This is a genomic window from Stenotrophomonas sp. Steno-Z10-BAI, from assembly GCF_056393115.1.
This window is the reverse complement of sequence record NZ_JBWJOZ010000002.1, coordinates 650,994-677,433: the sequence shown is the minus strand read 5'-3', so window position 1 is coordinate 677,433 and position 26,440 is coordinate 650,994. Positions and strand designations below refer to the sequence as shown.

Sequence of the window (26,440 nt, the reverse complement as noted above, 5' to 3'; positions counted from 1 at the left end):
TCCGAGCGAAGTCATAGAGTGGCGGCAGGGGCGGGGCGATTCAAGGCGCGCAGTGGAACGCGGCGACCCGCAAAGCACGACGCCCATCCCGGTGCCGGAGTTTTGACGCTGACCGTGCCGGCCGACGGCCGGCACCTACCGGGGTGGGGTCCAGTCGTTTATTATCAAGCACTAACAGTGCATTCCCAAGGTGTGGTCTAAGGTGGCGAAACAGGTCCCGGAACGAGCCAAGGCGTCCGACAGCAAGGCAGCGCCGCGCAAACCGGCTGGCGAGGACAATCCGCGCCGGCAGCGCCTGTGGCGCGACCTGGGGTTGATCGCGGTCGCCCCGGCATTGCTGTATCTGGTCGCCAGTCTGTTCACCTACTCGGCCACCGACCCCGGCTGGTCGCACACCGGCAGCGTGGTCGCGCCGGTCCACAACATGGGCGGTCGCGCCGGTGCCTGGATCGCCGACGTCCTGCTGCAGCTGTTCGGCTACATGGCCTTTGTGCTGCCGATCGTGCTGGGCGCACTGGCCTGGATCGCGATGTTCGGGCTCAAGCGCGAGGCCAAGGGCGAGCATGATCTGGATCCGGCGCTGCGCCTGGTCGGCCTGGTCGGGTTCCTGATCGCCGGCACCGGCTTCCTGCACCTGCGCCTGTTCGTGGCCGATGTGGCCCATGCCGGCGGCATCCTCGGCAAGCTGGTGGGCAGCTCGCTCAGCGTCGGTTTCGGCGCATTGGGCGCCAACCTGTTCGTACTGGTCCTGCTTCTGGCTTCGATCACCCTGGCCACGGGCATTTCCTGGTTCGTGGTGATGGAGAAGATCGGCAACTGGGTGCTGGCGCTGCCGCCGCTGTTCAACAAGAAGAAAGAGCAGGCCACCGAGTGGCAGCAGACCCGCGCGATGCGCGAGGAACGCCAGGAAGTGCGCAAGGTCGACGCCGAGGTCCGCGCCAAGCGCGAGCCGGTCAAGATCGAGCCGCGCCCGGAGCCGGTGCTGGAGAAGAGTGATCGCGCCAAGCGCGAGACCCAGATTCCGATGTTCCGCGGGGTCAATGGCGATGGCTCGGATGTGCCGCCGCTGGCGCTGCTGGATGATCCCAAGCCGCAGCCCAAGGGCTACGACGAAGGCACGCTGGAGACGCTCTCGCGCCAGATCGAGTTCAAGCTCAAGGACTTCCGCATCGATGCACAGGTGGTCGGTGCCTATCCCGGCCCGGTCATCACCCGCTTCGAAATCGAGCCGGCCCCTGGCATCAAGGTCAGCCAGATCAGTTCGCTGGACAAGGACATCGCGCGCGGTCTGTCGGTGAAGTCGGTGCGCGTGGTCGATGTGATCCCGGGCAAGTCGGTGGTGGGTCTGGAGATCCCCAACGTCACCCGCGAGATGATCTATCTCTCCGAACTGCTGCGCTCCAAGGAGTACGACAAGTCCGCCAGCGTGCTGACGCTCGCGCTGGGCAAGGACATCGCCGGCCGGCCGACCGTGGCCGACCTGGCGCGCATGCCGCATCTGCTGGTGGCCGGTACCACCGGCTCGGGCAAGTCCGTGGCGGTCAATGCGATGGTGCTGAGCCTGCTGTACAAGGCCTCGCCGAAAGACCTGCGGATGCTGATGATCGACCCGAAGATGCTCGAGCTGAGCGTCTACCAGGGCATCCCGCATCTGCTGGCGCCGGTGGTCACCGACATGAAGGAGGCCGCCAACGGCCTGCGCTGGTGCGTGGCCGAAATGGAGCGGCGCTACAAGCTGATGAGCGCAGTGGGCGTGCGCAACCTGGCCGGCTTCAACAAGAAGGTCAAGGATGCCCAGGACGCCGGGCAGCCGATGATGGACCCGCTGTTCAAGCCCAACCCGGAACTCGGCGAGGCCCCGCGCCCGCTGGAGACGCTGCCCTTCATCGTCATCTTCATCGACGAATTCGCCGACATGATGATGATCGTCGGCAAGAAGGTGGAAGAGCTGATCGCGCGCCTGGCGCAGAAGGCGCGTGCGGCCGGCATCCATCTGATCCTGGCCACCCAGCGCCCCTCGGTGGACGTGATCACCGGCTTGATCAAGGCCAACATCCCGACCCGTATCGGCTTCCAGGTCAGCTCGAAGATCGATTCGCGCACCATCCTCGATCAGTCCGGCGCGGAAACGCTGCTGGGCCACGGCGACATGCTGTATCTGCCGCCGGGCACCGCGTTGCCGGACCGCGTGCATGGTGCGTTCGTCTCCGATGAGGAGGTGCACCGCGTGGTCGAACATCTCAAGGCCAGCGGCCCGACCGATTACATCACCGGCGTGCTGGACGAAGTGCAGATGATGGGCGATGGCGTCGTGGTCGGCCCCGGTGGCCTGCCCGAGGCGGGAGGCGGTGGCGGCGATGAGTCCGATCCGCTGTACGACGAGGCTCTGCGCATCGTCACCGAAACCCGTCGTGCCTCCATCTCCGGCGTGCAGCGTCGCCTGAAGATCGGCTACAACCGTGCCGCGCGCCTGATCGAAGCGATGGAGGCGGCTGGCGTGGTCAGCCCGCCCGAGCACAACGGCGACCGCAGCGTGCTGGCGCCGCCTCCGCCCAAGTAACGCCGGCCCCGGCCTGGCTGCGTAGAACCCGGGCGCGGCCCGGGTGTTGCCGAGCACAAGGAACCTGCAATGAAGCCGATGATCTGGACGATGCTGGGCGCCATGACGCTCGCGCCCGTAGTGGCGTGGGCCGATGCCCAGCCCGTGCCGGCACCCGTGACACCCGCAGCACCGACCAGCCCGGGCGGGCAGGGCGGCCCGGCCGCAGGCGCTGAAGCGCAGGCCAACAACAACTTCAGCTTCGTGCGCTATCGCGCCGACTACGTGGTGCGCCCGGATGCGGGCAATACGCAGACCGAAGCGTACGAGATCCTGCTCAAGACCACATCGGCGGTCGAGCAATTCAGCCAGGTGCGGCTGAGCTACAGCGAGAAGATGGAAACGCTGGAGGTGCTGCAGGCCTACACCCTCACCGCCGATGGTCAGCGTCGGGACGTGCCGGCCGACCGCATCTACACGCAGGAAAGCTATTCCAGCGCGGCTGCGGCGATGTACGCCGACCGCAAGGTGCGCGTGGTGGTGTTCCCGAATCTGGCGCCCGGTACGCGCGTGGTCTACCAGACCCGGCGCACCCAGAACACGCCGTACTTCCCGGGCTACTTCGGCCTGTGGGAAACCTTCAGCGCGTTCACCCAGTACGACGATGCCCGCGTGACCCTGAGCGCGCCTGCCGATCTGCCCATGCAGGTGGAGCAGCGGGGCGTGCAGGGCAGCCAGGTGCCGCGTGTGCGCAATGGCATGGCGCACTGGGAATGGACGTACCGGCGTACGGATCCGCTGAAGGCGCAGAACTGGTCCGCCGCCGCGTGGGAGTACAGCCCCACCATCATGGCCAGTACGTACCGTGACTGGTCGCAGGTGGCGCAGGCCTACCAGCTCAAGGGTGGCGAGGCCGCCGCTGTCACGCCGCAGATCCAGGCGCTGGCCGACGAGCTCACCCGTGGCATCACCGACCGTCGCGAGCAGGCCGCCGTGCTGTACCGCTGGGTGGCGCAGAACATCCGCTACGTGGCGGTGTACCTCGGCAACGGCGGGCTGGAACCCAACCCGGCGCAGAGCATCCTCGACAACCACTACGGCGACTGCAAAGACCATGTCGTGATCCTGGAGGCGTTGTTGGCTGCGCGTGGCATCCAGAGCACGCCGGTGCTGATCGGTGCCGGCGGTGGGCCGACGTTGCCGGCGATTCCGCTGCTGGGCCGTTTCGACCACGCCATCACCTACATCCCCGAGTTCGACCTGTACCTGGACTCGACCGCGTCCTATGCGCGTGTTGGCCAGCTGCCGGAGGGCGATCTTGGCGCGCCGGTGCTGCATACCCGTCAGGCCGTGGTGGCGCGCACTCCGGCCAACGATGCCTCGCGCAACGGCACCGGGATCGAGGCGGCGTTCCGGTTCGATCCGGCGGGCAATCTGTCTGGCCAGACCGTGCTGCACCCCAGTGGTGTGACCGAAATTGGCATGCGCGGAGCTTTCGCACGGCTCAACGCGCAGAACCGGGCGCGTGCCGAAGAATCGATGATGGCCGCCTCCGGCTTCGACGGAAGTGGCGCACTGACACTGCTGGGCGACCCGCAGGACCTGACCCGGCCGTTCAACTTCCGCTATGACTTCCTGGCCAGCGACTACGTCGATTTTGGCGTGGTCGGCGGAATGGTGCTGCCTGACGCCCCGGGCAGCCAATCGTTCCGTGACCTGTATGCCAGCACGTCGGCGCCGGAAAACGCCACGCCGTTCTATTGCAACGACAGTCTGCGCGATGAGCGCTACCAGCTGACGTTCCCGGCGAACGTGCCGATCGTGGCGATCCCGCGCAGCCAGCACTTCGGCAATGCGGCGGGTGAGTACCAGGTGGACTGGACGCGCGAGGGGCAGCTGATCACCGCGCACCATCGGCTGCACCAGCGGGCCGTGCGCGGGGCGGATGCGCTGTGCCAGCCGCAGGATTACGCCGCCTTCCGCGAGCTGTACCAGCAGGTCCGTCGCGGCTTCCGCGGGCAGGTGGTGTATGGGGATCTGAAGACGGTGCAGGCCGGGCCGTAAACCGCGTTAGGCAAGCGGCTTCCAGCGCATAATGTGCCCCTGATCGCCCATTCAGGATTGAATGGGCACACTGCCTTCCATCCTTCCCATTTGCCTGGATACCTCACATGCACACCACCTTCCGCCGCTCCCTGCTTGCCGCCACCCTGGTCGTGGCCAGTGTCGGCTCGGCTTCGGCCTGGGCAGGCGCCCGTGATGAGCTCAATCGCTTCACCCAGGGCCTGAAGGGCCTGGACGGGCAGTTCAGCCAGCAGGTGTTCGACAGCAAGGGCAAGGTCAAGGAGAACACCAGCGGCCGCGTTGCACTGTCCGCGCCGCGCCTGTTCCGTTGGGAGTACATCAAGCCGCACGAGCAGCTGATCGTGGCCGATGGCAAGAAGGTCTGGGTCTACGAGCCGGACCTGGAGCAGGCCAGCGTGCGCCCGCAGGGGCAGGAGGAGCAGAACAGCCCGCTGACCGCGCTGATCAATCCGGCCCTGCTGGACAAGCAATACGACGTCAGCGAAGAGGCCGCCGTGCGCGATGGCCTGCAGTGGCTGTCGCTGAGCCCGAAGCGTGAGACCGACACTGCCTTCCAGTACGCCGCGCTGGGCTTCAATGGCCAGGGCCTGGCCCGCATGGAAGTAGTAGATGCGGTGGGCCAGCGCACGGTGATCAGCTTCACCGGGTGGAAGCGCAACCCGAGCTTCGCCTCGGGCACCTTCAGCTTTACCCCGGCCAAGGGTGTGGACGTCATCGGCGAGTAAAGGCCGCGGGCGTTCGGCCGCGATAGAATAGAGACGTGGCCAGAAACCGAACGACTTTCAACGGGCCCGATCTGCTGACCGTGGATCGGGACAATATGCGCCCGCTTGCCGAGCGGATGCGCCCGCAGACGCTGGATGAGATGGTGGGCCAGAAGCGCCTGCTCGCACCGGGCAGTGCGCTGCGCCGGGCGGTCGAGTCCGGCCATGTGCACTCGATGATCCTGTGGGGCCCGCCGGGCTGCGGCAAGACCACCCTGGCGCTGCTGCTGGCGCATTACGCCGATGCCGAGTTCCGTGCGATCTCCGCCGTGCTGTCCGGCCTGCCGGAGGTGCGCCAGGTGCTGGCCGAAGCCGCGCAGCGTTTCGCCGAGGGGCGCCGCACGGTGCTGTTCGTGGACGAGGTGCACCGCTTCAACAAAGCCCAGCAGGATGCGTTCCTGCCGCATATCGAACGCGGCACCATCGTGTTCGTTGGCGCCACCACCGAAAACCCCTCGTTCGAACTGAACTCGGCGCTGCTGTCGCGCTGCCGCGTGCACGTGCTCGAATCGGTGTCGCCGGCCGACATCGTCGAGGCGCTTGAGCGTGCGCTGCACGACAGCGAGCGCGGCCTCGGCAGCGAAGACCTGCAGGTGGCTCCCGAGTCGCTGCTGGAAGTCGCGACCGCCGCTGACGGCGACGTGCGCCGGGCCTTGACCCTGCTGGAGATCGCGGCCGAGCTGGCCACTGGCGACGGCGGGCGGATCAGTCCGGAGATGCTGGTGCAGGTGCTGGCCGATCGCACCCGTCGCTTCGACAAGGGCGGCGAGCAGTTCTACGACCAGATCTCGGCGCTGCACAAATCCGTGCGCAGCTCCAACCCGGATGCCGCGCTGTACTGGCTGACGCGCATGCTCGATGGTGGCTGTGATCCGTCGTATCTGGCACGTCGCCTGACCCGGATGGCGATCGAGGATATCGGGTTGGCCGATCCGCGCGCGCAGTCGATGGCGCTGGAGGCCTGGGACATCTACGAGCGGCTGGGCAGCCCGGAGGGCGAGCTCGCGTTTGCGCAGCTGGTGCTGTATCTGGCCAGTACCGCCAAATCGAACGCCGGCTATGCCGCCTTCAACAAGGCCAAGCAGGAAGTGCGCGAGACCGGTACCCAGGAGGTGCCGCTGCACCTGCGCAACGCGCCGACCAAGCTGATGAAGGAGCTGGGCTACGGCAAGACCTATCAATACGATCACGACGCGGACGGTGGGATTGCGCTGGATCAGACCGGCTTCCCCGATGCGATGGGCGAGCGCGTGTATTACGAACCGGTGCCGCGCGGGTTGGAGATCAAGCTGAAAGAGAAGCTGGATCGCCTGCGTGCCGCACGTGCGCAGGCGCGGGCCGAGAAAGGCACTGACTGATGGAAGGCCTGGGCGTCTGGTGGCAGCAGCTCGGGCTGGTGATGGCCGGTGGCGCACTGGGCGCGGCGCTGCGTTTCATGATCGGCGATGCGATGCTGCGCCAGTTCGGCACTGGCTTCCCGTGGGGCACGCTGACGGTGAACCTGGTTGGTGCCTTTGTGGCGGGTTACGTGATGATCTGGCTGCAGAGTCGGGGCACGGCCGCGGTGTACTGGCGCGCATTCCTGATCGTGGGGATCGTAGGCGGGTTGACCACGTTTTCGTCGATGATGCTGGAGTCGCTGGTGTTCACCCGTACCGATCGAAGTCTGATGGTGCCGCTGTATCTGGGCATCAGTCTGCTCGGCGGCATGCTGCTGGTGTGGGCTGGCGCGCGCGTGGCAGAGGCGTGGCGCTGACGCGTGCGTCGCAAATGCAGAAATCCACGGAAAACGCTGGATTAAAGTGATGTATCACGATATCGTGCGCGCCCCCGTTTGCATCCTCGTCCGTCATGCGCGATGAACAAGACCCCGGAACACTGGAACTGACGCTGCCGCGCAAGCGCGGCCGTCCGCCCACGTTCGGCTACGCGATGACCGATGCACAGCGTGCGGCCCGCTACCGTGCGCGCCGTGCCGGTCAGGCCGGCCACGCCGATGTGCGCAACTGCAGCGACATGGTGCTGCTGGACAAGATCCGCGCCTCGATCACCGCCAAGGATCCGGAACTGACCGGCTTCCTGGTGCACGTGCTCTGGCAGCGCTACCCGCTGCAGCTCAAGTAAGCGCGCCCGCGCGCTCCTGATTGAGCAGCCCCGCCAGGCGCAGTGCCAGCGTCTTGACCAGCGGGTCGGCGGTGGCGCGATGGAGCAGGGCGATTTCGAACGTATCGATCGGCGGCAGGCCCTGTTCGGGGCCCAGCACGGTGTGCTCACGGCTCAGGGCGCGCGCCGGCAACAGGCTGATGCCCATGCCATCGGCCACCGCGCCCTGGATCCCGCTCAGGCTGGAACTGGTGAAGCTGATTCGCCAGCGGCGGCCGAGCGCTTCGATCGCGTCGATGATGTCGTCGCGATACAGCCCGCGCGGCGGAAAGGTGACCAGTGGCACCGGGTCCAGGCCGATGCAGCCATTGCGGGCACTGTCGATCCAGACCATGGTCTCCGGCCAGCAGGCCACGGCGGCGCGGCTGTTGCGCCGCTGCTTGACCAGGATCAGATCGAGTTCGCCGTGATCGTAGCCATTGGCCAGGTCGCGGCTGAGGCCGCTGGTCACTTCGAGCTTCACCTGGGGGTGCTCGCGGTTGAAGGCGCCGAGCAGCTGGGTGGTCGCGGCGCTGACGAAGTCCTCCGGCACGCCCAGCCGCACAGTGACGGCGACCGTGGTGCCGGCCAGCGCTTCCAGCAGCTGATCGTTGAGCGCCAGCAGTTGGCGTGCATGACCGAGCACGAGCTGCCCGGCATCGGTGGGGTGCACGTCGCGGTTGCCGCGCACCAGCAGCGGATGGCCGGCCATCTCCTCCAGCCTGCGGATTTTCTGGCTGATGGTGGATTGCGTGGAGTGCAGGCGCGCGGCGGCCGTGGTGAAGCTGGCGCAATCGGCCACCATCACCATGGCGCGCAGCAGGTCCAGATCGAACAGGGTGCGATTCGGTTTTTCACTTGCGGTCATGCCGTCATTGTGAATCGCAATGGCTGTCGGCGCCAACACCGACGCGCATGCGGTCAGGTGCTGTTGGTGCCTGCCGAGGCCTCCGACGGTTCGCTACGGGCCAGGCTGCGGCTGATCCGCTCACCTGCCTCGCGCATGGCCTGGTGCAGTGCAGGGGGTCCCAGCACCTCGAAATCCAGACCCAGCGCCAGCAACCAATACACCACCGTGCCCAAGGGGTTGGCGGCGCAGCGCAGCAGGCAGCGCCGGTCATCGACCGCCTCAAGTTCTCCGGCTGATGCCGGGATCTGCTGGCGCATGACCGACAGCGGTGCGTGCAGGATGATCCGCGCCAGGTCGTGGTGCTGGCCCAGCGAGAGCGCGCGGGCGACCCACTGGCGCAGATCGCCCTCGCCGGGCCCTGTGCGCGGCGCGAAGTGCGCACCCACCACCGGTGCGCTGGCGATCCGATCGATGCGGAAGGTGCGCCAGTCGTTGCGCCCGGTGTCCCAGGCGACCAGATACCAGCGGCGATCGGCATGCACCACGCCCTGTGGCTCGACCTGGCGTGCGCTGGAGATGCCCTCACGGTCGGTGTAGTCGAAGCGGAGTTGGACCTGGTCGCGGCAGGCGCAGGCCAGGGTGGTCAGCCGCCCGGCATCCACCTGCGGGCCGATTGGATTGGCGGGCAGAACCGCCGAACGCAGCGCGGCCAGCCGGGGGCGCAGTCGCGGTGGCATGGCCTGTTCGATCTTCACCAGCGCCGTGATCGCGGTCTGCTCGATGCCGCTGATGGTGCCGGTCACGGCGGTGCGCAGCGCAACCGCCGCCGCCAGCGCTTCCTCGTCATCCAACAACAGCGGCGGCAATGCACGCCCCGGGCGGAACGCATAGCCGCCGGCGATGCCGGTGCTGGCGTGGATGGGGTAGCCAAGCTGTCGCAGGCGATCAATGTCCCGCCGCAGCGTGCGCGGGTGGATGGCCATGCGTTCGGCCAGCTCGCCGCCGGCCCAGTGCGGGCGGGATTGCAGCAACGAAAGCAGGCTCAGCAGGCGGGCGGAGGCGGTCAGCATGCGCGGCAGCGTAGCAGTCATTGCGGGCCGATTCTGTCCGCAATGTTGCCTAGTCTTGAGCGCACGGTGCAGCACCGGTTCCGCCGCACCTTGCCACCCCTCTCAAGGAGTTCTTCGATGTCCCTCGTTTTCTATTGGCACCCCATGTCCAGCGCCACCCCGGTCGCGTGCGCCCTGGCCGAGCTGTCCGTCCCGCACGATCGGGTCAAGATCGACATCCGCAACGGCGAACAGCGCACGCCGGCGTATCTGGCGATCAATCCGAATGGCAAGGTCCCGTGCCTGGTGGTGGACGGCACGCCCCTGTTTGAAGGTCTGGCGATCCACCTGTGGTTGGGCGAGCAGTACGGGGTGGGCCAGGGCCTGTGGCCGGTGGTGGGGACCCCGGCTCGACTGGAGGCGATGTCCTGGTGCACGTGGGCGTACGTGACCTACGCAGCAGTGCTCGGGCGGGTATGGCTGGCGACCGTGGACGATGCGCTGCGCAGCGTGGAGCATGCTGCGGCGGGCATCCGTGCCGCCAACGAACTGCTGGATCTGCTGGAGGCGCGCCTGTCGCAGCAGTCGTGGATGCTTGGTGAGGCGTACTCGTTGGTGGATCTGGTGGTAGGCCAGGTGGTGGGCTACGGCACCCATCTGGGAGCGGTGGTGGATGCGCATCCGGCGGTGGCCGGCTGGCTGCAGCGGGTGCAGGCCCGCCCGGCGATGCAGGGCGAGAATTGACGCAGCCGGATCCTGCAGCGCGCAGCATCGCAATCATGCATGTGCTTCATGCTGAAATTTAACTGGTGAATGTGCCGGGCCTGACCGTAAGGTGGCCCGGTTCTCTTTTCCGGTATGCACTCCATGTCTTTGCGTCTTGCCATCCCGGTGCTGCTTGCACTGACCACCCCTTCCGCATTCGCGGCCGAGCAGGCGGATCTGATGATCCGGCATGCCACCGTGGTCGACGTCGAGCACGCCACGACGCTGGCCGACCAGACGGTCGTGGTCCGTGGTCAGGACATCGTCGCCGTCGGCACCGACCGGGCGATGCGCAAGGCATGGCGGGCCAGGCATCAGGTGGACGGCAAGGGTCGCTATCTGATCCCCGGGTTGTGGGACATGCACGTGCACTTCGGGGGTGGCCCGGATCTGATCGAAGAGAACAAGGCGCTGCTGCCGCTGTATATCGCCCATGGCATCACCACCATCCGTGATGCGTCCGGCGATCTGCCCGAGCAGGTGCTGCAGTGGCGCGGGGAGATCGCCGACGGCCGCCTGGCTGGCCCGCAGTTGTTCACCTCGGGCGCCAAGATCGAAGGCATCAAGCCGGTCTGGAAGGGCACCATTGAAGTGGGTTCGCAGGCGGACCTGGATGCGGCATTCGTGCGCCTCAAGCGCGACCGCGTCGATTTCGTCAAGATCACCGACAGCACGCTGACGCCTGGGTTGTTCCTGGCTGCCGTGCGCGGGGCGCGCGCCAATGGGCTGCGTGCCTCCGGCCACATCCCGATGGCGTTGACCGTGCAGCAGGCCGTCGATGCCGGTATCAGCTCGATCGAACACCTGGACTACGCCTACAAAGCCGGGGTCAAGGATGAGGCGGCCATCGCGGCGGACTTCGCTGCCAAGCGGATTGATCGTGCCCAGGCCAACGCACGGCTGGATGCTGGATTTGATCGTGATACCGCCATGGCCGCCTACCGCGGCTTTGCGGCGAAGGGGGTGTTCGTGACGCCGACCCTCAATGGCGGGCGCATCCTGGACTTCCTGGATCAGGACGACCATCACGACGATCCTTACCTGGCCTACATCGGCCCGAAACTCCAAGCCACCTACGCCTGGCGTGTGGAGCGCGCCGCCAAGGCAACCCCGGCGCAGATCCAGGCCCGCCATCAGCAATACCACCAGGTCGCCGCCGTACTACCGATGCTGCAGCAGGCCGGCGTCACGATCATGGCCGGCACCGATGCGGGCTTCCTCAACTCGTTCAACTATCCGGGCATCGGCCTGCATGACGAACTGTCACTGTTCGTCAAGGAAGGGCTGACCCCGGCGCAGGCACTCTCGGCGGCCACGCGCGCGGGCCCGGCCTGGTTCGGTACGCTGGACCGCTACGGCGCGGTCGCGCCGGGCAAGGCTGCCGATCTGGTGTTGCTGGAGCGCAATCCGCTGGAGGACATCGAGGCCACGCGTGGCATCCAGTACGTGGTGCTGCGCGGCCAAGGGTATGACCGCAAAGCGCTGGATGCGCTGCTGGCCCAGGCGCGCGGAAAGGTGGCAGTGTGGAAGGCCGAAACAGTGAAGGAGTGACGGGGTCGATGCCATCCCGAGGGTGGGCCAGCGAAGCTTGAACATTCCTCTATGTAAGCCGAGGTATGGCGGAGCTAGGTTGAGGTTGCCTCAACCACTCTGGATCCCGACCTATGCGCCTCGATGCCTCCTCGCTGCTGTGCTCGCGCCATCTGCTCACGTTGGCCATCAGCGCCGTACTGACCACACCCGCGGCGGCGTTCGAGGAGCGCGGTGCAGTCGTTGCTGATGGCATCGATCATGATGCGGTCTACCGCAGTTACATCACAGAGCTCGACGGTATCGATGGGCACGCGTTCCACGCGTTGAATGGCGGCACCATCTCCGCCGTGGGCGGTGCTACGTTGGTCACCCGCGGTGCGTCGGCAGCGGGTGCGCATGCGGCAAGTGGTGGCGGCATAGCATTGCATGGTGGCACGGTCAGCACGGAGGGCGTCTCGGCGTTCGGCCTGTCTGTTGCCAGTGGTGGCTGGCTGCATACGCGGCTCGATGCCAGTGGCGCGGGGGTGGCGGTGTCTACGACCGCCCTGGGCGCGCACGCCGTACAGGCTCAGCAGGGGCGCGTTGAACTGATCGGCGCGATGTTGACCACGCGTGGTGATGCCGCGCACGGGCTGCACCTGGATAATGGCGGCATCGCGCAGCTCGACGGGGGGGCGATCCGCACCATCGGTCGCAATGCCTATGGTCTGCTGGTGGCCAATGGCGAGGCAAATCTGAGCGGTACGCGCGTGCTCACCGCGGGGGCAGGCACGCAAGCGCTCATGATCCGGGCGGGCGGGCGGGTCGATGGCGATGGCCTGACACTCATCGCGCAGGGCATCGGTGCGGGGGCCACGACCACCCAGGCCGGTGGCGCGCTGAACCTGACCACTGCCTGGATCGAGACGCACGGCCGCGTGTCCTCCGCGCTGCACGGTGCCGGGGACATCACGGCACGCGATTCGGACATCCGCGTGTATGGTGAGCAGTCGCGGGGCGTGGAAATGACCGGCGGCACCCTTCGCATGGAAGGCGGTTCGATCGAGGCATTGGCGGCAGACAGTAGCGGGGTGCTGATCATGAGCGGCGTGCAGGCTGGATTCGACGGGACGCGCATCGAGGCCGACCAATATGGCCTGAACATCAACGGTCAGCGCAACACCGTGGAAGCAAACCAGATCACCATCGACACCAGGGGTGTGATTGGCAGCGGTGTATGGCTGCCCAATGCGTCGGTGCTGAGGCTGACCGACAGCGGCATCACCACGGCGGGCCAGCAGGCGCTGGGTATCGACAATCGGGCCAGTGCGGTGGTTCTGCGTGATGTGGCCGTCACCACGGGCGGCGTCTCTTCTCACGGCCTGTATGCCTCGATGGATGGACGCAGTGGCCAGCCGATTTTCGATGCGGACCGGGTGAGCGTACAGAGCGGGGGCGCCGGCAGCATCGGCGCGGTCGTGCGCCTGGGCGGTGCGATCACGCTGCGCGACAGTGAACTGGTCACGCGCGGCGCCCGCGGTTATGGGGTACTGACCGGCGGCGCCGGCACGCTCTCGCTTTACAACACCAACATCCGCACGCACGGAGCGGACGCCTGGGCGGCGGTGGTCAATGGCAATGGGTATCTGGACATGGACGGCGGTACGCTGGTCAGCCAGGCGCATGGCGCCCTGTGGGTGCGCGAGGCCCGCCACCTGGTGCTGCGCAATGGTGCACAGGTATCCGGTGGCAATGGCGTGTTGATGGCCGTGGATGCGGCGCTCAACCGGCCATTCGATATGGCGCTCGATAGCGACGCGCGGGCGCAGGGGGACGTTGTCATCACGGCCGAGGATCTGGCTGCTGGCGTCCCGGTGCGCGCGGATATCGGAGTGCGGCTTGATCGTCGCTCGCATTGGCGCGGCACTACCGGTGTCGTCAACCATTTGGGCATGGCCGGCGAGAGCCGCTGGACGATGACCGGTGACGCGCGGATCGGATCGTTGGCCCTGGACCGCAGTGCGGTCATCCTGTCCACCGCGCCCGACGTTGGTTTCCACACTCTGCAGGTAGCGGGTGATCTTGACAGCGCTGACGGACGGTTCCATTTCCGGGGCAGGCTCGGCGATGATCTGTCGCCCTTCGACCAGTTGCACATCCAGGGGGATACCCGTGGCACGGCCTACGTGCAGGTACACAATGCGGGCGGCTTGGGCGACCAGACGATCAATGGCATCCGGCTGGTACGTGTGGATGGCACCTCCGGCGCCTCATTCCAGCTGATCGGCCGGGCGGTTGCCGGCGCGTATGACTACCTGCTGTACCAGGGCGGCGTAAGCACCCCAGGCGATGGGCACTGGTATCTTCGTTCCGAACGGCCAGCGGGCCCCGGCCCCGGTACGCCCTGCGAGCTGGACCCCGCGGCGCCGGGGTGTGGTGATGTGTCGCCGCCGGTAGAGGACTGCGTAGACGAGGGCGTGTGCGATGGGGGCGAGGCGGGGCCAGGCCCTGGCCCTGGATTTCTGCCCTGCGAGGTCGACCCTGAAGCGGCCTGTACGGTCCGGCCACCGGCACTGCTGCGGCCCGAGGTCGGGGCGTATCTGGCCAATCAAGGGGCCGCCGTCAGTCTGTTCCAGCATCGGCTGCATGATCGCGGTGCAGGGCCGGGCACGCTGGGTGACGCCGCGGCATGGATGCGGGTTTCCAGCCAGAACCAGCAACTTGGGGCGAGCGACGGACTCTTGTTGGACCGGCACGCCTCGGTGCTGCAGGCCGGTGTCGACGTGCTCAGGTGGGGCAACGTGCAGCACGCCCATGTCGGGGTGATGCTGGGGGCAGGCCAGGCACGCCACGAGGCCGTTTCGCCGTTGACCGGCTATGCCGCCAAAGGCGTCGTGCGCGGGACGGCACTGGGCCTTTACGGCAGCTGGTACCAGCGGCCGCACAGTCCCGCCGGCGCCTATGTCGATGTCTGGGCGCAGCAGGGCCGCTACCGCAATTCCGTGGAAGGCACCGCACTGGCGCGCGAGCGCTATCGCTCGCGCACGCGGGCGGTGTCGTTTGAGGCCGGGTACGGCTGGGCGCTGGGCCGCAGCGATCGCCAGCTGCTGCTGCAGCCCCAGGCACAATGGATCCACACGGCGCATCGCAGTGATGGCCTGGTCGAACAGAACGGAACGCGCGTGCAGCCCGGTGCCGCCGGTGGGTTGTCCTCGCGTCTGGGGCTGCGCCTCTCCCAGGCAGTGCACGCCGCGGACCGTGTTCAACCCTTCCTTGCCGTCAACTGGCTGCGCGACCCCCGCGGCAACAGCATCCTGCTGGATGACCAGCCCGTGCGGGGTGCTGCGCCGGGCCATCGAAAGGAAGTGCGGGCCGGCGCATTGGTGTCCTGGGGCTCACATTGGTCGGGCTGGGGCGAACTGGCCCTTCAGCGTGGCAGCCAGCGCTATCGCGGTGCCGCCGCGCAATGGGGAGTCCGCGCCCACTGGTGAGGCGCCGGTGCCGGATCCTGCAGGTCAGGGTGTGTGCCGGTCGCCACCCTCGGCGGGCGAGGTGAAGCGGTGCTCCTCGCCCCCGGCCAATCGCGCGATCGCACTGCGCGGGGGCAAAGCGTGCGCATCGACCTGCTGCGGTTGATCGGAGAAATTGGCCACGATCACGCTGCCATCGGCGAACGTAGTCTGCTGCACCTGGCCGGCGGTATCGCGCCAGCGGAAGTCGACCAGCGCCTGATCGAACAGGGCCTGATGCAGTGGCCGGAAGAAGGCGTCCAGATGGCGCAGGTAGGCGATCCGTGACGCGGCGGTGGCCACGCTGAGATTGAGCAGCGGTGGTACGTTGTACAGCTGCTGTAGCAGCTCGGTGGTGCTGCGGCTCTCGCGGAACTTGAGGCTGTCCAGGGTCCAGTGATGGGTGCTGACCACGCTGTCGTGGAAGGCCGCCTGCAGCAGCGGCAGGCGTCGCGACGGGTTGAAGTAGAGCTGCTGGTAGCGCGGTTTGAGCTGGCTCTGTCTGAAGAAGAAGGCCGGCTGATGCTCGGGCGCCCACGCGCCGAGGTAGTAAGGCGACGCGCGTTCACGGCGCATCTGCGGGTCGCCCCAGCCGAAGCCGGCGGTCTGCGCACCGTGGGCAAAGGCGACGTGGCGATTGACCGTCGCTGCGCCGACTTCCGAGCCGACCACGAGCTTTTCGCTATCGGCCAGCCAGGCCAGCGCGGCACTGCGGTTCGCCGCGTCCTGCGCCTGCGAAGTGGGCTTGGCCGGGTCGCTGTCGTCAAACAGCATGCCGGTGGCAGCGACATCGAGGAACCAGCTGTTGTAGGGGGTATCAACGCGCAGGGCGCGTACGCGGCGTTCCATCAGCGGGCGGACGCAGGCGGCATTGGTGTACACCCCGCTGCCTTGGAAGCCTTTGATGCGTTGGCCGTCGGGCTTCATGATCCCGCAGCGCTCGAATGCGTCCTGCCCCAGCTGTGCTGAGAGCCAGGCGGGATTGTCGTTACCGTCGGGCAGGGCGGTGTCATAGGAATCGTAGGGTGCGACCAGATAGCCTGCCTGTATGGCCGTGTCCACCGCGCCCGGGCTAGCCCAGGCGGCGGTCCAGTCCGGCAGCCCGAGCCAGAGTCGTGGCAGACCCGCGGCCTGCAGCGCGTGGATCATCCGCGGCGATGCCGTGTCGCCGCGTGCTGCTTCCGGCTGCAGGGCCTTGCCCAGCGTCGCGTCCAGCGCGTGTCGACGCTGCTGGAGGGCATCGGCGGTCTCGCCGGGGAACTGCTCGGCCAGTGCGGCGTTGATGGTGCTGACCAGCACCTGCTGCACATAGGGGCCGCTGTGCGGGGCGGTCACTGCCTCGCGTGCCTCCTTGTCCTTGCCGACCCACGCGTGCGGCAAGAGGGCTTTCAGCTGGCGCCAGTCGCGCACGTCCTGTTCGGCCAGTACCCGGTCGCCCCAGAGGTACAGGTGGCTGGCGCCGATCAGTTTGTCGCCGTCCGGCACACGCGCCAGTTTGTCCTTGAGCGCGATGAAGCCGCCTTGCGCCTGCAGCCATTGCCGGTAACGTTTGGCTGGCGCCAGCCAATCCGGGGCATCCAGGTTGACGATCACAACATAGGGGTCGGTCTGGTTGAGGGGATGGAAGTCGTGCTCTGCGGTGAGCGCGAGGGACGCCCCATCGGCGCTGAAGCGCACGGTGTTGTTGAAGGGCGTGGCGAACAGGATCGACAGCACCCGGTCCGGCCAGGCGAGGCCGATCACGGGCAGGGTCAGGTCTTCGGTGGTATTGACCTCCCCATATGCGCTGAGCAGTTCATCGCGCCAGGCGGTGTCGCCGGCGGGAATGTAATAGCCCTCGTGCAGCGGAAGCAGCAGCGCGCCGGCACCGGTCGGCAGCGTGGGCCATGTCACCACACCGGCGGAGCTGCGCTCAAAGCGCAGCTGCAGGGCGTCCTGCTCCAGTGTGGCGTGGATGGTGGTGGCGCCGCCGCGCTGCCACTGCGCACTCACCGGTGTCTGCACCAGGTCCAGGATGGTGTCGCGCGCTGTGGCGGAGGAGATCACGGTGTCCACGCCGTCGCGGGTGGTGGCGGTGACTGCAAGCGTCGCCGGGTCGATGTCCACCTGCCAGCGTGCATTGGCCAGCGTGAGTGCGTGGGCGGCGGGTGAGGCAACCAGCAGGAAAAGGGCAAGCAGCCTGGCGGCGGGCATGGGACATCTCAGTTCAGGGTGTGGTGGCCTGCCGTCGCGTCACAGCGACCGGAGGGTGGGCCGAATCGGTGTCGAGCCTAGCGCTGATTCGGCAGCTGCCGAGCGCGGCCCATCACAGTTGCACGCACCGAAGGCCGCAGATGTGCTGGAATTGTGATCCGGTCAGGTAAAGCAGGGTGTAGAGCGATGCGCAAGCTTGCTGCTGCGGCTCCCCGTTTGAGGCGTATTCCTGTTGTTTCCGTGCTGGCGGGGATCGCGATGGCGATCACAATGCCTGCGTTCGCTGCGACGGGTGATCCTGCGCGCGCGGTGGTGGACGCGCTGTATGGGTTTCGTGCGACACACGGCCCGGCGTATCCAGATGCATTTCCGGCGTTGCGGTCGATGCTGAGCCCCGGATTGCTGGCGCGATGCGTTCGTTACCAGCGGGCGCTGGACGCGCCGGGCGCACCGACGGATCTGGTCCCGACCATCAACTACGACCCGTTGACCGGTTCACAGGAGGCGCTGTCGTCATCGTATCCCGCGGCCGAAGTGGCGCGGCGGAAGGACTGGGTCCGCTACCGTATCCGTGCGACCTACCCCGATGGCGCGGCCTGGAATGACATCGATGTGCAGGTGGTGAAGTTGAGTTCAGGGCAGTGGCGCATCAGCAACATCAATCGGCTGCGGCAGGATTGTGCGCTGGGGCCGTATCCGGATGTCCCTGGCCGATAGGAAGCAGGCCCCGCGTTTGCAGGGCCTTGTTTATTGCGCGCGCGATGCCTGGGCTTTGCAGTGGCAACGGGTCGTCTCAGTGGGCTCCCGCGCCAGGCAGGGTGGCAATGCGCTGCCCCAGCGCATGCGCCGTCTGCAGATGGGCGTGTGCATCGCCGTGGTCCGTGTCCAGCAACAGCGTGGAGGACAGCACCGGCGCGCCGCAGTAGTCGAAGATGCCGGTGTCGATCTGGGTCTTCATCGCCTCGGTATAGCCACGCTTCTGCCACGTGCGTTCGTCGGCGCCACCCAGGCCGACCAGGTGGACGGGCAGGTGCCCGAGTTTCTTGAGGACGCCCTGGCCGCTGCTGTCGTCGTAGGCCCAGCCACCGGTAAAGACCCGGTCGATCCACCCCTTCATCAGCGCCGGCATGCTCCACCAGTAGACCGGAAACACGAGGACCAGCGCGTCAGCGCGGTCCAGGCGGGCCTGTTCGGCCAGAACATCGGCGGGAAAGGGTGCCTGGCGATGATGGCCCTTCAGGTCGTTCTGGGTGAAGCGGGGGTCAAAGCGCTCTGCAGCGAGGTCGGCCAGTTCGACGGTGGCGCCGGTGGTTCCGGTGATGCCGTCGGCAATCCGGCGGGCGACGGCATGGGTCAGTGCGCCGGGATCGGGATGGGAGGTGACGATGAGGGTATGCATGAAATTCCTGGAGGCGGGGGAGGCTGTATACTTTTGGTAAGTTACGGTCCGTAAGCTACGATTGGTATATAGCGATGTCAAGTCCACACGCTCCAGCAGCGTCTGCCGCCCCTCGCCGCCGGATGAGCCGCGACGACCGCCTGCGCCAGTTGCTGGAAGTGGCCTGGCGGCTGATTCGCGAGGAGGGCACGGACGCGCTGACGTTGGGGCGCCTTGCCGAGCAGGCCGGGGTGACCAAGCCGGTGGTGTATGACCATTTCGGTACCCGGGCCGGCCTGTTGGCGGCGCTGTACCAGGATTTCGATGCGCGCCAGGGCGTGGTGATGGACGCGCGGTTTGCCGACAGCGGTTCGACGCTTGCGGAGAAAGCGCAGGTCATCGCCGATGCCTACGTGGCCTGTGTGATGAAGCAGGGGCGTGAGATTCCCGGCGTGATCGCCGCGCTGGCCGGTTCACCCGAGCTGGCGCGCATCAAGCGCGAGTACGACGTGGTGTTCCTCGAACAGTGCCGCGCGCTGCTCTCACCGTTCGCGCCGGCGGGCGCGCTGCCCTTGGCAGGCCTATGGGGCATGTTGGGCGCGGCCGAAGGGCTCTCGTCTGCGGCGACGACGGGCGACATCAGCCCTGAGCAGGCCGTGCGCGAACTGGCGGCGACGATCGTTGCGATGGTTGCGCGCGGCTGAGCGCTCTACGTCTGTTTGGCAGTGTCATGCTCGGCGCCGCGGAGGATCAGGCGCGTATGATGTCCCGCCCTGTTGGACTGGATGCCATGCGCGTTTGCCTGCCTGTTCTTGCACTTGCCGCCGCGATCGGTGCGGCGTTGCCGGCGACCGCTGCGACGGTTTCGTTGAATGCGCGCCTTGAGGCGGCCTCGAGTGTGCAGGTCAACCAGGTGCCGGCGAGCGGCGCAGCACTGGTCGGGCGTGTGCAGCAGTTCCGCAACGGCGACAGCCTGATCAGCCTCGGCGACGGTGAGGGTCAGCCGGTCGTGCTGACCCTGTGCAAGGGAAAGGCACATCTGAATCTCGAGGCGAGCTGGCCGGGTGCGCCTGCGGCGAAGACCCCGGAAGAGAAGCAGATGCGTGCGTACGGCATGTACATGGCGGTGATGGGGGGCATGGCGATGGTGCAGGGGATCACAGGTGATGCCCTGGCGCTGCCTGCCGAAGGACAGACATCGACAGCGCAGCGCGAGACGTCCTGGGCCTATGGCAAGGAGCTGTACGCGGTAGCGATCACCCATGCGGCCGGCGGCGAGATCCGGATCAAGCTGACCAAGACGGAGAACACCACCAGGACGCCGCCGTCCGGCTCGGATGACACCGTCAGCACCGACGGTGACAAGGCGGCACGCCTGGCCGAACTGGATCCGGTAGGTACATCGCGCGAACTGGCGATCGCTGCGGCGCCCATGGCGGAGAGCGTGCCGGACACGATGTCGTTGAAGGGCTGGATGTCCGCCAGTGGCAAGGGCGGCGCGACGGTAGGTGCGGCGCGCGAGGCTTCGGGCGATTGCGCGCGCTGAACCCGGTGGCGCAACGTCAGTGATACCCATTCTCATTTGAGTTACACTGGCGCGATAGCACCGTCCCTCGCTCCGGGTAGTCATGATTGTTTCGTCGTCGCTGATCTCTTCCGTATCGCCGTGGTTGCGCACGCTGGGCGTAGCGACCGCCATCGGCATGGCGGCGCTGTCGCCGGCCTCGGCGCAGCAGCGCAATCCCGAGCAGAAAGTCGGTGAGACGGTGCTGGACCAGCCGGCGCAGAGCTATCGTTTCGAACACTTCGTGCTGGACAGCCCCGATCACGCCCGCCGCTGGCGGGTGAATGTCGGCATGCCGGCGAAGGCTGCAGCCACGCCGGCGCCGGTGCTGTACATGCTCGATGGCAATGCCGCGGCGATGGTGCTCGACCAGGCGATGCTTGCCGACTTGGCCGCGCATGCCGCGCCGGTGCTGGTGTTCATCGGCTACGACAACGACCTGCGCATCGATTCCCCGGCGCGCACGCTCGACTACACCGCGTGGATCGATACCGCCGATGACGAAAACGGCACGTCGCAGTCCAGTGGCGGGGGTGCGTATGCGTTTCTCGATCTGATCGAGCGCCGGATCAAGCCGGAAGTGCAGCGCCGTGCCAGCATCGATCTGCAGCAGCAGTCGCTGTGGGGCCATTCGCTGGGCGGTTTGTTCGTGGTCAGCACGCTGTATACCCGCCCGGCCGCGTTCCAGCATTACGTGTCGGCCAGCCCGTCACTGTGGTGGAGCCAGGGCGCCCCGCTGGGCGACATGGAGCGCCAGTTCATCGCCAACGCCCAGGGCCAGCCGGCACAGGTCACGGTGATGCTCGGTGGTGATGAGCGCACCGGCAACCGCGGCGTGCGTGACATGACCAATCCGCGCGTGGTCGCGCATCTGCGCCGCATTGGTGGCGCCACCCCCGATGCAGCGCAGCAGCTGGCCACCCGCCTGGCCAAGGTGCCGGGCCTGACCGTGCAGTACCGCGAATTCCCCGGCCTCGGCCATGGGCCGATGCTGCCGGCATCGCTCAAGGCAACGCTGAGCCAGTTGTATGGCATCGCCGATCGCAGCGGCACGCCCGCGCCGGCCCCCTGATATTTTTCGTTACCCAGGCAGTTCCGTGGCCCTGTGCCACCGCCGCAACGGACCGCGGCCACGCCAAGGCAAGCACTGTGACAACGCGCCAACCGGCGCGCCCCCAACAGAAGGAGTCTGCTGATGTACACCCTGAAAACCCTCCCGCGCGTCGCCACCCTGGCCCTTGCGCTGTCGCTGGCCAGCCCGACCGTGTTCGCCCAGCCGGTGTTCGATGCGCCGGCCAACGGCTTCCGTGGTGAAGTGGTCAGCCGCGGCCAGAACGTGGTGCCGGGCAGCGATGCCGAGGTGATCGGCCGCCAGTTCGTGCCGGGCCAGCAGGTCACCCTGCTGCGCGGTGAGACGGTGCTCAATGCCACCCCGTACGTGGTCGATGCCGAGGGCAACTTCAAGGGCAAGGTCGCGATTCCGGCCGATGCCGTGCCCGGCCAGCAGCCGGTGATCGTGCGTGCCAGCCAGCCGTCCGCCGCCGCGGTGCTGTCGCTGCGCGTCTCGCCGAACCTGCCGCTGAGCGGCCAGCAGAACTTCAACCAGACCTCGGCCAAGCTGGTCCAGGGCCTGTACCAGTCCGCGTACAGCGCGGCCAGCAATGCGGTGTTCGTCACCGCTGCCGTCGGTCGCCCGCCGGTCACCCAGTCGCAGCTGCTCAAGCTGGACCCGAAGACGCTGAAGGTCACGGCCAAGATCACCCCGGCGGAAGTGCCCGGCGGCAAGGGCGGCGCGGTGTTCGCGGTCTATGGCGTGGGCGTGGATGATGCCAACGGCAACGTGTGGGTGACCAATACCCGCCAGGACACCGTGGCGGTGTATCGCCAGAAGGATCTCTCGCTGGTGCGCCAGTTCGATGTCGGTGCCGTACCGCATGCCCGCGACATCGTGGTCGATGGTCGTCATGGCAAGGTGTTCGCTTCGGCCGCCGGGGAGGATCATCTCTCGGTGTTCGATGCCCGCACCCTGCAGCCGCTGGAGCCCATCACCCTGGCCTCGGGCGTGGACGACAAGAAGTTCGTCCCGATGAGCCTGGTGCTGGATGAAGCGGCCGGCAAGCTGTTCACCGTCAGCATCGGCACGCCCGAAGCGGCCGTGATCGACACCACCACCGGCAAGGTCGAGAAGGTCATCGATCTGGGCAACGCGATCAGTGCCTCCGGCGTGGCCTATGACGCCTCGGCAGGTCGCCTGTACGTGGCCTCGCAGGGCACTGACAACCTGCTGATCGTCGATGTCGCCAGCGGCAAGGTGCTGCACGACGTGCCGGTCGGCGCGGGTGCGCTGAACGTCGCCTTCGAGCCGGTGTCCAAGCTGGCCTATGTGACCAATCGCGGTGCCGGCACGGTGACCGTGGTCGATGGCAACGGCAAGGTGGTGGGCAACCTGGATGGCGGTACCTTCCCGAACCATGTGCGTGAAGATGGCAAGGGCAACGTGTTTGCCGTCAACAAGTCGCGTGATGCCCAGGATCCCAAGGGCGACCGCATCACCCGCATCAGCACCCGCGCGAACTGAGGTTCGCGCAGTGCGTTGCACTGGCGGCGGGGCGAACAGCCCCGCCGTTCTGATGGAAGAGGAACTGCCATGAAGTTGATTGTTGTGCGCCGCAGCCTGCTGGCGCTGTCCCTGGTCGCTGTGATCGCCGGGTGCTCGAAAGAGCCTGCCGCGCCGGCTGCCGATACCGCCGCGGCCCCCGCCGTGCAGGGCGCCGAAGCACTGCCGGAGGGCTGGCAGCGCGTGGTGGGCGTGGACGTGCCGGATATCGACGGCGCCACCCAGCAGTTGCCGGCACAGGTCACCTCCGATGATGGTGTGGCCACGACGGTGACCGATACCTCCAAGATCATTGCCGGTGGCGATGACATCATCGCCGTGCTCGAAGCGCTTGGTCTGGACGACCAGGTGTACGCCGCGCCGCTGCGCTCGGCCACCGCGTCCGGCCGCAAGGCCCCCAAACAATTTCTGTTCAACCGCACCACCGGTGTGGAAGGCGTGTTGAGCCTGCAGGGCACCCTGTTCCTGGGCAACAGCCTGCGCCGCCATTCCGATCTCGCCGCCAAGCTGCGCGGTGCAGGCGAAGCGGCGGTGATCGTCGACGATCTGCAGCCGGCCGCGGACAAGGTGCGCAAGGTCGCCGCCGCCGTCGGCATGGCCGAGCAGGGTGACGCGCTGGCCACGAAAGTGCAGTCGCAGCTGGATGCGGCCAAGGCCAGTGGTGCCGCATTGGCATGGCACCCGCGCGTGATCCACGTGTCCGCGACCGGTGCCGGCGGTGCGCCGACCGTGGCAGGCTCGGACAGCGCCTCGGGCAAGCTGATCACGCTCGCCGGCGGCATCAACATCGGCGACGAAGCCGGTGTGGCCAACTATTCCGCGCTGAGCAACGAGGGCGTGGTGGCTGCGGCGCCCGATGTGATCCTGGTGACCGAAAATGATCTGGCCCTGTTTGGTGGCCAGGCCGGGCTGTGGCGCGCCTATCCGACGCTCCGGCAGACGCCGGCCGGTGCGGCCAACCGCGTGTGGGTGATGCCGGATGTGGAGTTGAAGTCCGCCAGCGTCGCCTCGGGCAGTGGTGCGGTGGCGCTGGCCGCGGCATTTGCAACCGTTCCGCGCCCGTGAGTGCTTGAGGTATGGCGGTGTTGAGTCCTGCGCGTCGCCGCGGCGCGACCGTGTTGATCTGGGCCGCGTTGGGGCTGCTGATCGCCGTCATTGCCTCGTTCGCGGTGGGCCCGTTGCGGTTGCCCCCGATGGAGGTGCTGCAGGCGATCGGCGTGAAGCTGGGGCTGGCCGATCCGGCCAGCGTCAGTACCCGCGATCTGGCCGTGGTCTGGCAGCTGCGCATTCCGCGTGCCTTGCTGGGCGCGATGGTGGGCGCCGCACTGGCGATGGCCGGCGCGAGCCTGCAGGGGTTGTTTGGTAATCCGCTGGCCGACCCCGGCATTGTCGGCGTGACCCAGGGCGCTGCGTTGGGCGCGGTCTCAGCGATCGTGCTGGGTGCCGGTGCCTTCGGTGCGTGGACGCTGCCGCTGGCGGCGTTCGCCGGTGCCGGTGGCGCGATCACCTTGACGTATCTGCTGGCGCGGCCGGGGCAGGGCACCGGCACGGCGACATTGCTGCTGGTCGGCATTGCGATCGCGGCATTCTGCTCGGCGATGATCGGGTTCCTGACCTACATCGCCAGCGAGAGCGAGCTGCAATCGCTGGTGTTCTGGCAGATGGGCTCGTTGGCCCAGGCCGACTGGATGGATGTGGTCGCGGTGGCGCCGGTGTTCGTGCTCGGCACGATCGCGCTGCTGCGTCTGGCCACCCCCTTGGACATGCTCGCGCTCGGTGAGCGCCAGGCCCAGCACCTGGGGCTGGATGTGAAGCGCACGCGGCTCAAGTTGATTGCCTTCAGCGCGCTGCTGGTCGGTGCCGCCGTCGCCTTTGCCGGCTCGATCGGCTTCGTGGGTCTGGTGGTGCCGCACGTTGTGCGTCTGCTGGTCGGCCCCGGCCATCGCTGGCTGCTGCCGGTCTCGGCCGTCGCCGGTGCGTTGCTGATCGTGGTGGCCGATACCGCCGCACGCACGCTGGATCCACCGTCGGAGATTCCGCTGGGCCTGTTCTCGGCCGCGCTGGGTGCGCCGTTCTTCCTGTGGCTGGTGATGCGTCAGCGCCACCGGAGCGGCGCATGAGCGCGCTGCTGCAGTTGCAGTCGGTGCAGTTGAGCCGCGGCGCGCGGCGCATTCTGGATGACATCACGCTGGATTTCGTCCCGGGCACGGTCACGGCGCTGGTCGGGCCGAACGGTGCGGGCAAGTCGACGTTGCTGGCGGTGGCCGCAGGCGATCTGGAAGCGGAGCAGGGCAAGGTGCTGCTGCGTGGGCAGGCGCTGGCGGACTGGAAAGCCAAGCCGCTGGCACGCGAGCGCGCGGTCATGCCGCAGGAGCACGCGGTGCGGTTCGCCTTCCGTGTGCATGAAGTGGTGGCGATGGGGCGGCTGCCGCATCCACCGGATCCGGTCAAAGATGCGGCCTGCATCGCCGATGCGCTGGCGCGGGCGGACCTGCATGCGTTGATCGAGCGGGAAGTGGAACACCTCTCCGGTGGCGAGGCGGCGCGCACGACCTTCGCTCGTGTGCTGACCCAGGACACCCCGTTGCTGCTGCTGGATGAGCCGACGGCTGCCCTGGATCTGCGTCATCAGGAGCGCACGCTGCGCGCGGTCCGCGACCTGGCCGATGCCGGCGCCTGCGTGATCGTGGTGTTGCATGATCTGAATCTGGCCGCCGCGTATGCGGACCGGATCGTGTTGCTGGAACAGGGTCGCGTGGCGGCCGATGGCACGCCGACCGAGGTGCTGACGCGCGAGCACATCGAGCGTGTCTACCAGCAGCCGGTGCTGGTGCTGCGGCATCCGCAGCGCGATGTTCCGTTGGTGGTGGTGACCGACGCGTAGCGCCGGGAGTTACCCCGGCGCCATCGCGATGTCGCCGGTGCCCGCGAGCGGCCGACACGACCAACGACGCTGATGCTCAGCGCGTCATTGCCGGTAGTCATCGCGGCTGCGAATGACGCGTGCCTCTTCTCCCACGCGGGGGCGTTCGGACACACGGGGGCGTTCGGACACATTGGCGCGTTCGGGCGCACGGGCGCGTTCGGACGCCTGGCTGCCGTGGTGCCTGCCATCATCAAAATGCGAGCAGCCGGCAAGGCTCACCAGCGCCGCTGACATGGCAAGCGTGACAACAATCGATTTCATCGCAGGTTCCTTCGGTGGGTGGGGTGTAGCCCCCGGTTGCTCGAAGGTCTGTGTTTGGCAATGAACTCCCCATTAATACCCGCTGCTGCGTGGCACGCCGATATTTAGCGTCATGGCATTGAGAAATACCGATGTAGGCGCAGAATCGAAACAGGTATTACGGACGCCCAGAAAAATGAAAGTGCCGATACCGATCTTGCTGATATATGAGCAAGAGATGTCGTAAGCAGCCCGAAACCGCGAGGCGAACTCGCACTTTACTGACCTCATGCCAGCCTGGTTCCGT

At 67.2% G+C, this 26,440-nt stretch carries 22 protein-coding genes; 17 read left to right on the top strand and 5 right to left on the bottom strand.

Translation table 11 applies throughout. From position 1 onward, the window contains the following. The first annotated feature begins 202 nt into the window (after window positions 1-202). The 6 genes from AC06E9_RS07820 (at window position 203) to AC06E9_RS07795 (ending at window position 7,512) form a co-directional block, all read left to right on the top strand. Window positions 203-2,560: a DNA translocase FtsK gene (locus tag AC06E9_RS07820; RefSeq protein WP_121036781.1), complete on the top strand. Its 2,358-nt coding sequence runs from the start codon at window positions 203-205 to the stop codon at window positions 2,558-2,560. A gap of 78 nt (window positions 2,561-2,638) precedes the next feature. Beyond that, a complete protein-coding gene (locus tag AC06E9_RS07815; protein WP_478055925.1) occupies window positions 2,639-4,603 on the top strand; it encodes a DUF3857 domain-containing transglutaminase family protein in 1,965 nt (654 codons plus the stop codon). Between the two features lie 107 nt (window positions 4,604-4,710). Beyond that, a complete protein-coding gene (gene lolA, locus AC06E9_RS07810) occupies window positions 4,711-5,349 on the top strand; it encodes an outer membrane lipoprotein periplasmic chaperone LolA (protein WP_121036783.1) in 639 nt (212 codons plus the stop codon). A 95-nt stretch (window positions 5,350-5,444) separates the two neighbouring features. Continuing rightward, window positions 5,445-6,746 carry a replication-associated recombination protein A gene (locus AC06E9_RS07805; protein WP_478055847.1) on the top strand — a complete coding sequence of 434 codons (1,302 nt, stop codon included), beginning with the start codon at window positions 5,445-5,447 and terminating at the stop codon, window positions 6,744-6,746. Next, window positions 6,746-7,144 carry a fluoride efflux transporter CrcB gene (gene crcB / locus AC06E9_RS07800; protein ID WP_478055846.1) on the top strand — a complete coding sequence of 133 codons (399 nt, stop codon included), beginning with the start codon at window positions 6,746-6,748 and terminating at the stop codon, window positions 7,142-7,144. The genes AC06E9_RS07805 and crcB overlap by 1 nt, the downstream gene beginning before the upstream one ends. A 95-nt stretch (window positions 7,145-7,239) precedes the next feature. Next, entirely contained in the window at window positions 7,240-7,512 is a 273-nt protein-coding gene (locus AC06E9_RS07795; protein ID WP_259260879.1) for a hypothetical protein, read from the top strand. Here the strand turns inward: AC06E9_RS07795 and AC06E9_RS07790 are convergent. Together AC06E9_RS07790 and AC06E9_RS07785 are read right to left on the bottom strand one after the other, a co-directional pair. After that, window positions 7,505-8,398 (bottom strand): LysR substrate-binding domain-containing protein, encoded by an 894-nt coding sequence (locus tag AC06E9_RS07790; RefSeq protein WP_478055845.1) that lies wholly within the window; start codon window positions 8,396-8,398, stop codon window positions 7,505-7,507. The genes AC06E9_RS07795 and AC06E9_RS07790 overlap by 8 nt on opposite strands. A 53-nt stretch (window positions 8,399-8,451) precedes the next feature. Then, window positions 8,452-9,471: a helix-turn-helix transcriptional regulator gene (locus tag AC06E9_RS07785; RefSeq protein ID WP_478055844.1), complete on the bottom strand. Its 1,020-nt coding sequence runs from the start codon at window positions 9,469-9,471 to the stop codon at window positions 8,452-8,454. Window positions 9,472-9,567: 96 nt separating this feature from the next. Between AC06E9_RS07785 and AC06E9_RS07780 the strand changes: the two genes are divergently transcribed. From AC06E9_RS07780 to AC06E9_RS07770, 3 genes are all read left to right on the top strand, one after another. After that, entirely contained in the window at window positions 9,568-10,173 is a 606-nt protein-coding gene (locus AC06E9_RS07780; protein WP_121036788.1) for a glutathione S-transferase family protein, read from the top strand. Between the two features lie 123 nt (window positions 10,174-10,296). Continuing rightward, complete coding sequence (locus AC06E9_RS07775) at window positions 10,297-11,745, top strand: amidohydrolase family protein (RefSeq protein WP_478055843.1); 1,449 nt, start codon at window positions 10,297-10,299, stop codon at window positions 11,743-11,745. Window positions 11,746-11,858: 113 nt separating this feature from the next. Beyond that, window positions 11,859-15,197 carry an autotransporter family protein gene (locus AC06E9_RS07770; protein ID WP_478055842.1) on the top strand — a complete coding sequence of 1,113 codons (3,339 nt, stop codon included), beginning with the start codon at window positions 11,859-11,861 and terminating at the stop codon, window positions 15,195-15,197. 24 nt (window positions 15,198-15,221) lie between these two features. Here the strand turns inward: AC06E9_RS07770 and AC06E9_RS07765 are convergent, their stop codons facing one another. Further along, window positions 15,222-17,408, bottom strand: coding sequence for a glycoside hydrolase (locus AC06E9_RS07765; RefSeq protein WP_478055841.1), 2,187 nt, complete (start codon window positions 17,406-17,408; stop codon window positions 15,222-15,224). Between the two features lie 186 nt (window positions 17,409-17,594). Between AC06E9_RS07765 and AC06E9_RS07760 the strand changes: the two genes are divergently transcribed. Continuing rightward, window positions 17,595-18,125 carry a hypothetical protein gene (locus AC06E9_RS07760; protein ID WP_478049532.1) on the top strand — a complete coding sequence of 177 codons (531 nt, stop codon included), beginning with the start codon at window positions 17,595-17,597 and terminating at the stop codon, window positions 18,123-18,125. 76 nt (window positions 18,126-18,201) lie between these two features. On the opposite strand, the gene AC06E9_RS07755 is transcribed toward AC06E9_RS07760, so the two are convergent. Continuing rightward, the gene (locus AC06E9_RS07755) at window positions 18,202-18,807 is read right to left on the bottom strand and encodes an NAD(P)H-dependent oxidoreductase (RefSeq protein WP_121036791.1); all 606 of its coding nucleotides are present in this window, start codon (window positions 18,805-18,807) and stop codon (window positions 18,202-18,204) included. A 122-nt stretch (window positions 18,808-18,929) separates the two neighbouring features. Here AC06E9_RS07755 and AC06E9_RS07750 point away from each other — a divergent pair, with 122 nt between their 5' ends. The 7 genes from AC06E9_RS07750 (at window position 18,930) to AC06E9_RS07720 (ending at window position 25,851) form a co-directional block, all read left to right on the top strand. Further along, window positions 18,930-19,490 (top strand): TetR/AcrR family transcriptional regulator, encoded by a 561-nt coding sequence (locus tag AC06E9_RS07750; protein WP_259462067.1) that lies wholly within the window; start codon window positions 18,930-18,932, stop codon window positions 19,488-19,490. A gap of 59 nt (window positions 19,491-19,549) precedes the next feature. After that, window positions 19,550-20,332, top strand: coding sequence for a hypothetical protein (locus AC06E9_RS07745; protein WP_478055840.1), 783 nt, complete (start codon window positions 19,550-19,552; stop codon window positions 20,330-20,332). An 82-nt stretch (window positions 20,333-20,414) separates the two neighbouring features. Beyond that, window positions 20,415-21,422 carry an alpha/beta hydrolase gene (locus AC06E9_RS07740; protein WP_478055839.1) on the top strand — a complete coding sequence of 336 codons (1,008 nt, stop codon included), beginning with the start codon at window positions 20,415-20,417 and terminating at the stop codon, window positions 21,420-21,422. A gap of 123 nt (window positions 21,423-21,545) precedes the next feature. Next, window positions 21,546-22,928: a YncE family protein gene (locus AC06E9_RS07735; protein WP_478055838.1), complete on the top strand. Its 1,383-nt coding sequence runs from the start codon at window positions 21,546-21,548 to the stop codon at window positions 22,926-22,928. Window positions 22,929-22,997: 69 nt separating this feature from the next. Beyond that, entirely contained in the window at window positions 22,998-24,032 is a 1,035-nt protein-coding gene (locus AC06E9_RS07730; RefSeq protein WP_478055837.1) for a heme/hemin ABC transporter substrate-binding protein, read from the top strand. A 20-nt stretch (window positions 24,033-24,052) separates the two neighbouring features. After that, window positions 24,053-25,087 (top strand): FecCD family ABC transporter permease, encoded by a 1,035-nt coding sequence (locus AC06E9_RS07725; RefSeq protein ID WP_478055836.1) that lies wholly within the window; start codon window positions 24,053-24,055, stop codon window positions 25,085-25,087. Continuing rightward, window positions 25,084-25,851 carry a heme ABC transporter ATP-binding protein gene (locus tag AC06E9_RS07720; RefSeq protein WP_259260864.1) on the top strand — a complete coding sequence of 256 codons (768 nt, stop codon included), beginning with the start codon at window positions 25,084-25,086 and terminating at the stop codon, window positions 25,849-25,851. Before AC06E9_RS07725 ends, AC06E9_RS07720 begins: the two co-directional genes overlap by 4 nt. 84 nt (window positions 25,852-25,935) lie before the next feature. Here the strand turns inward: AC06E9_RS07720 and AC06E9_RS07715 are convergent, their stop codons facing one another. Beyond that, window positions 25,936-26,154, bottom strand: a complete 219-nt coding sequence (locus AC06E9_RS07715; RefSeq protein WP_121036798.1) for a hypothetical protein — start codon at window positions 26,152-26,154, stop codon at window positions 25,936-25,938. Between the last annotated feature and the right edge of the window lie 286 nt (window positions 26,155-26,440).

Coding starts and splice junctions, on each gene's coding strand:
- AC06E9_RS07785 (WP_478055844.1), bottom strand. CDS start 9,471: ATGACTGCTACGCTGCCGCGCATGCTGACCGCCTCCGCCCGCCTGCTG.
- AC06E9_RS07765 (WP_478055841.1), bottom strand. CDS start 17,408: ATGCCCGCCGCCAGGCTGCTTGCCCTTTTCCTGCTGGTTGCCTCACCC.
- crcB (WP_478055846.1), top strand. CDS start 6,746: ATGGAAGGCCTGGGCGTCTGGTGGCAGCAGCTCGGGCTGGTGATGGCC.
- AC06E9_RS07745 (WP_478055840.1), top strand. CDS start 19,550: ATGTCCCGCCCTGTTGGACTGGATGCCATGCGCGTTTGCCTGCCTGTT.
- AC06E9_RS07795 (WP_259260879.1), top strand. CDS start 7,240: ATGCGCGATGAACAAGACCCCGGAACACTGGAACTGACGCTGCCGCGC.
- AC06E9_RS07740 (WP_478055839.1), top strand. CDS start 20,415: ATGATTGTTTCGTCGTCGCTGATCTCTTCCGTATCGCCGTGGTTGCGC.
- AC06E9_RS07760 (WP_478049532.1), top strand. CDS start 17,595: ATGCGCAAGCTTGCTGCTGCGGCTCCCCGTTTGAGGCGTATTCCTGTT.
- AC06E9_RS07770 (WP_478055842.1), top strand. CDS start 11,859: ATGCGCCTCGATGCCTCCTCGCTGCTGTGCTCGCGCCATCTGCTCACG.
- AC06E9_RS07775 (WP_478055843.1), top strand. CDS start 10,297: ATGTCTTTGCGTCTTGCCATCCCGGTGCTGCTTGCACTGACCACCCCT.
- AC06E9_RS07815 (WP_478055925.1), top strand. CDS start 2,639: ATGATCTGGACGATGCTGGGCGCCATGACGCTCGCGCCCGTAGTGGCG.
- AC06E9_RS07715 (WP_121036798.1), bottom strand. CDS start 26,154: ATGAAATCGATTGTTGTCACGCTTGCCATGTCAGCGGCGCTGGTGAGC.
- AC06E9_RS07780 (WP_121036788.1), top strand. CDS start 9,568: ATGTCCCTCGTTTTCTATTGGCACCCCATGTCCAGCGCCACCCCGGTC.
- AC06E9_RS07730 (WP_478055837.1), top strand. CDS start 22,998: ATGAAGTTGATTGTTGTGCGCCGCAGCCTGCTGGCGCTGTCCCTGGTC.
- AC06E9_RS07790 (WP_478055845.1), bottom strand. CDS start 8,398: ATGACCGCAAGTGAAAAACCGAATCGCACCCTGTTCGATCTGGACCTG.
- AC06E9_RS07805 (WP_478055847.1), top strand. CDS start 5,445: ATGCGCCCGCTTGCCGAGCGGATGCGCCCGCAGACGCTGGATGAGATG.
- AC06E9_RS07735 (WP_478055838.1), top strand. CDS start 21,546: ATGTACACCCTGAAAACCCTCCCGCGCGTCGCCACCCTGGCCCTTGCG.
- lolA (WP_121036783.1), top strand. CDS start 4,711: ATGCACACCACCTTCCGCCGCTCCCTGCTTGCCGCCACCCTGGTCGTG.
- AC06E9_RS07720 (WP_259260864.1), top strand. CDS start 25,084: ATGAGCGCGCTGCTGCAGTTGCAGTCGGTGCAGTTGAGCCGCGGCGCG.
- AC06E9_RS07755 (WP_121036791.1), bottom strand. CDS start 18,807: ATGCATACCCTCATCGTCACCTCCCATCCCGATCCCGGCGCACTGACC.
- AC06E9_RS07750 (WP_259462067.1), top strand. CDS start 18,930: ATGAGCCGCGACGACCGCCTGCGCCAGTTGCTGGAAGTGGCCTGGCGG.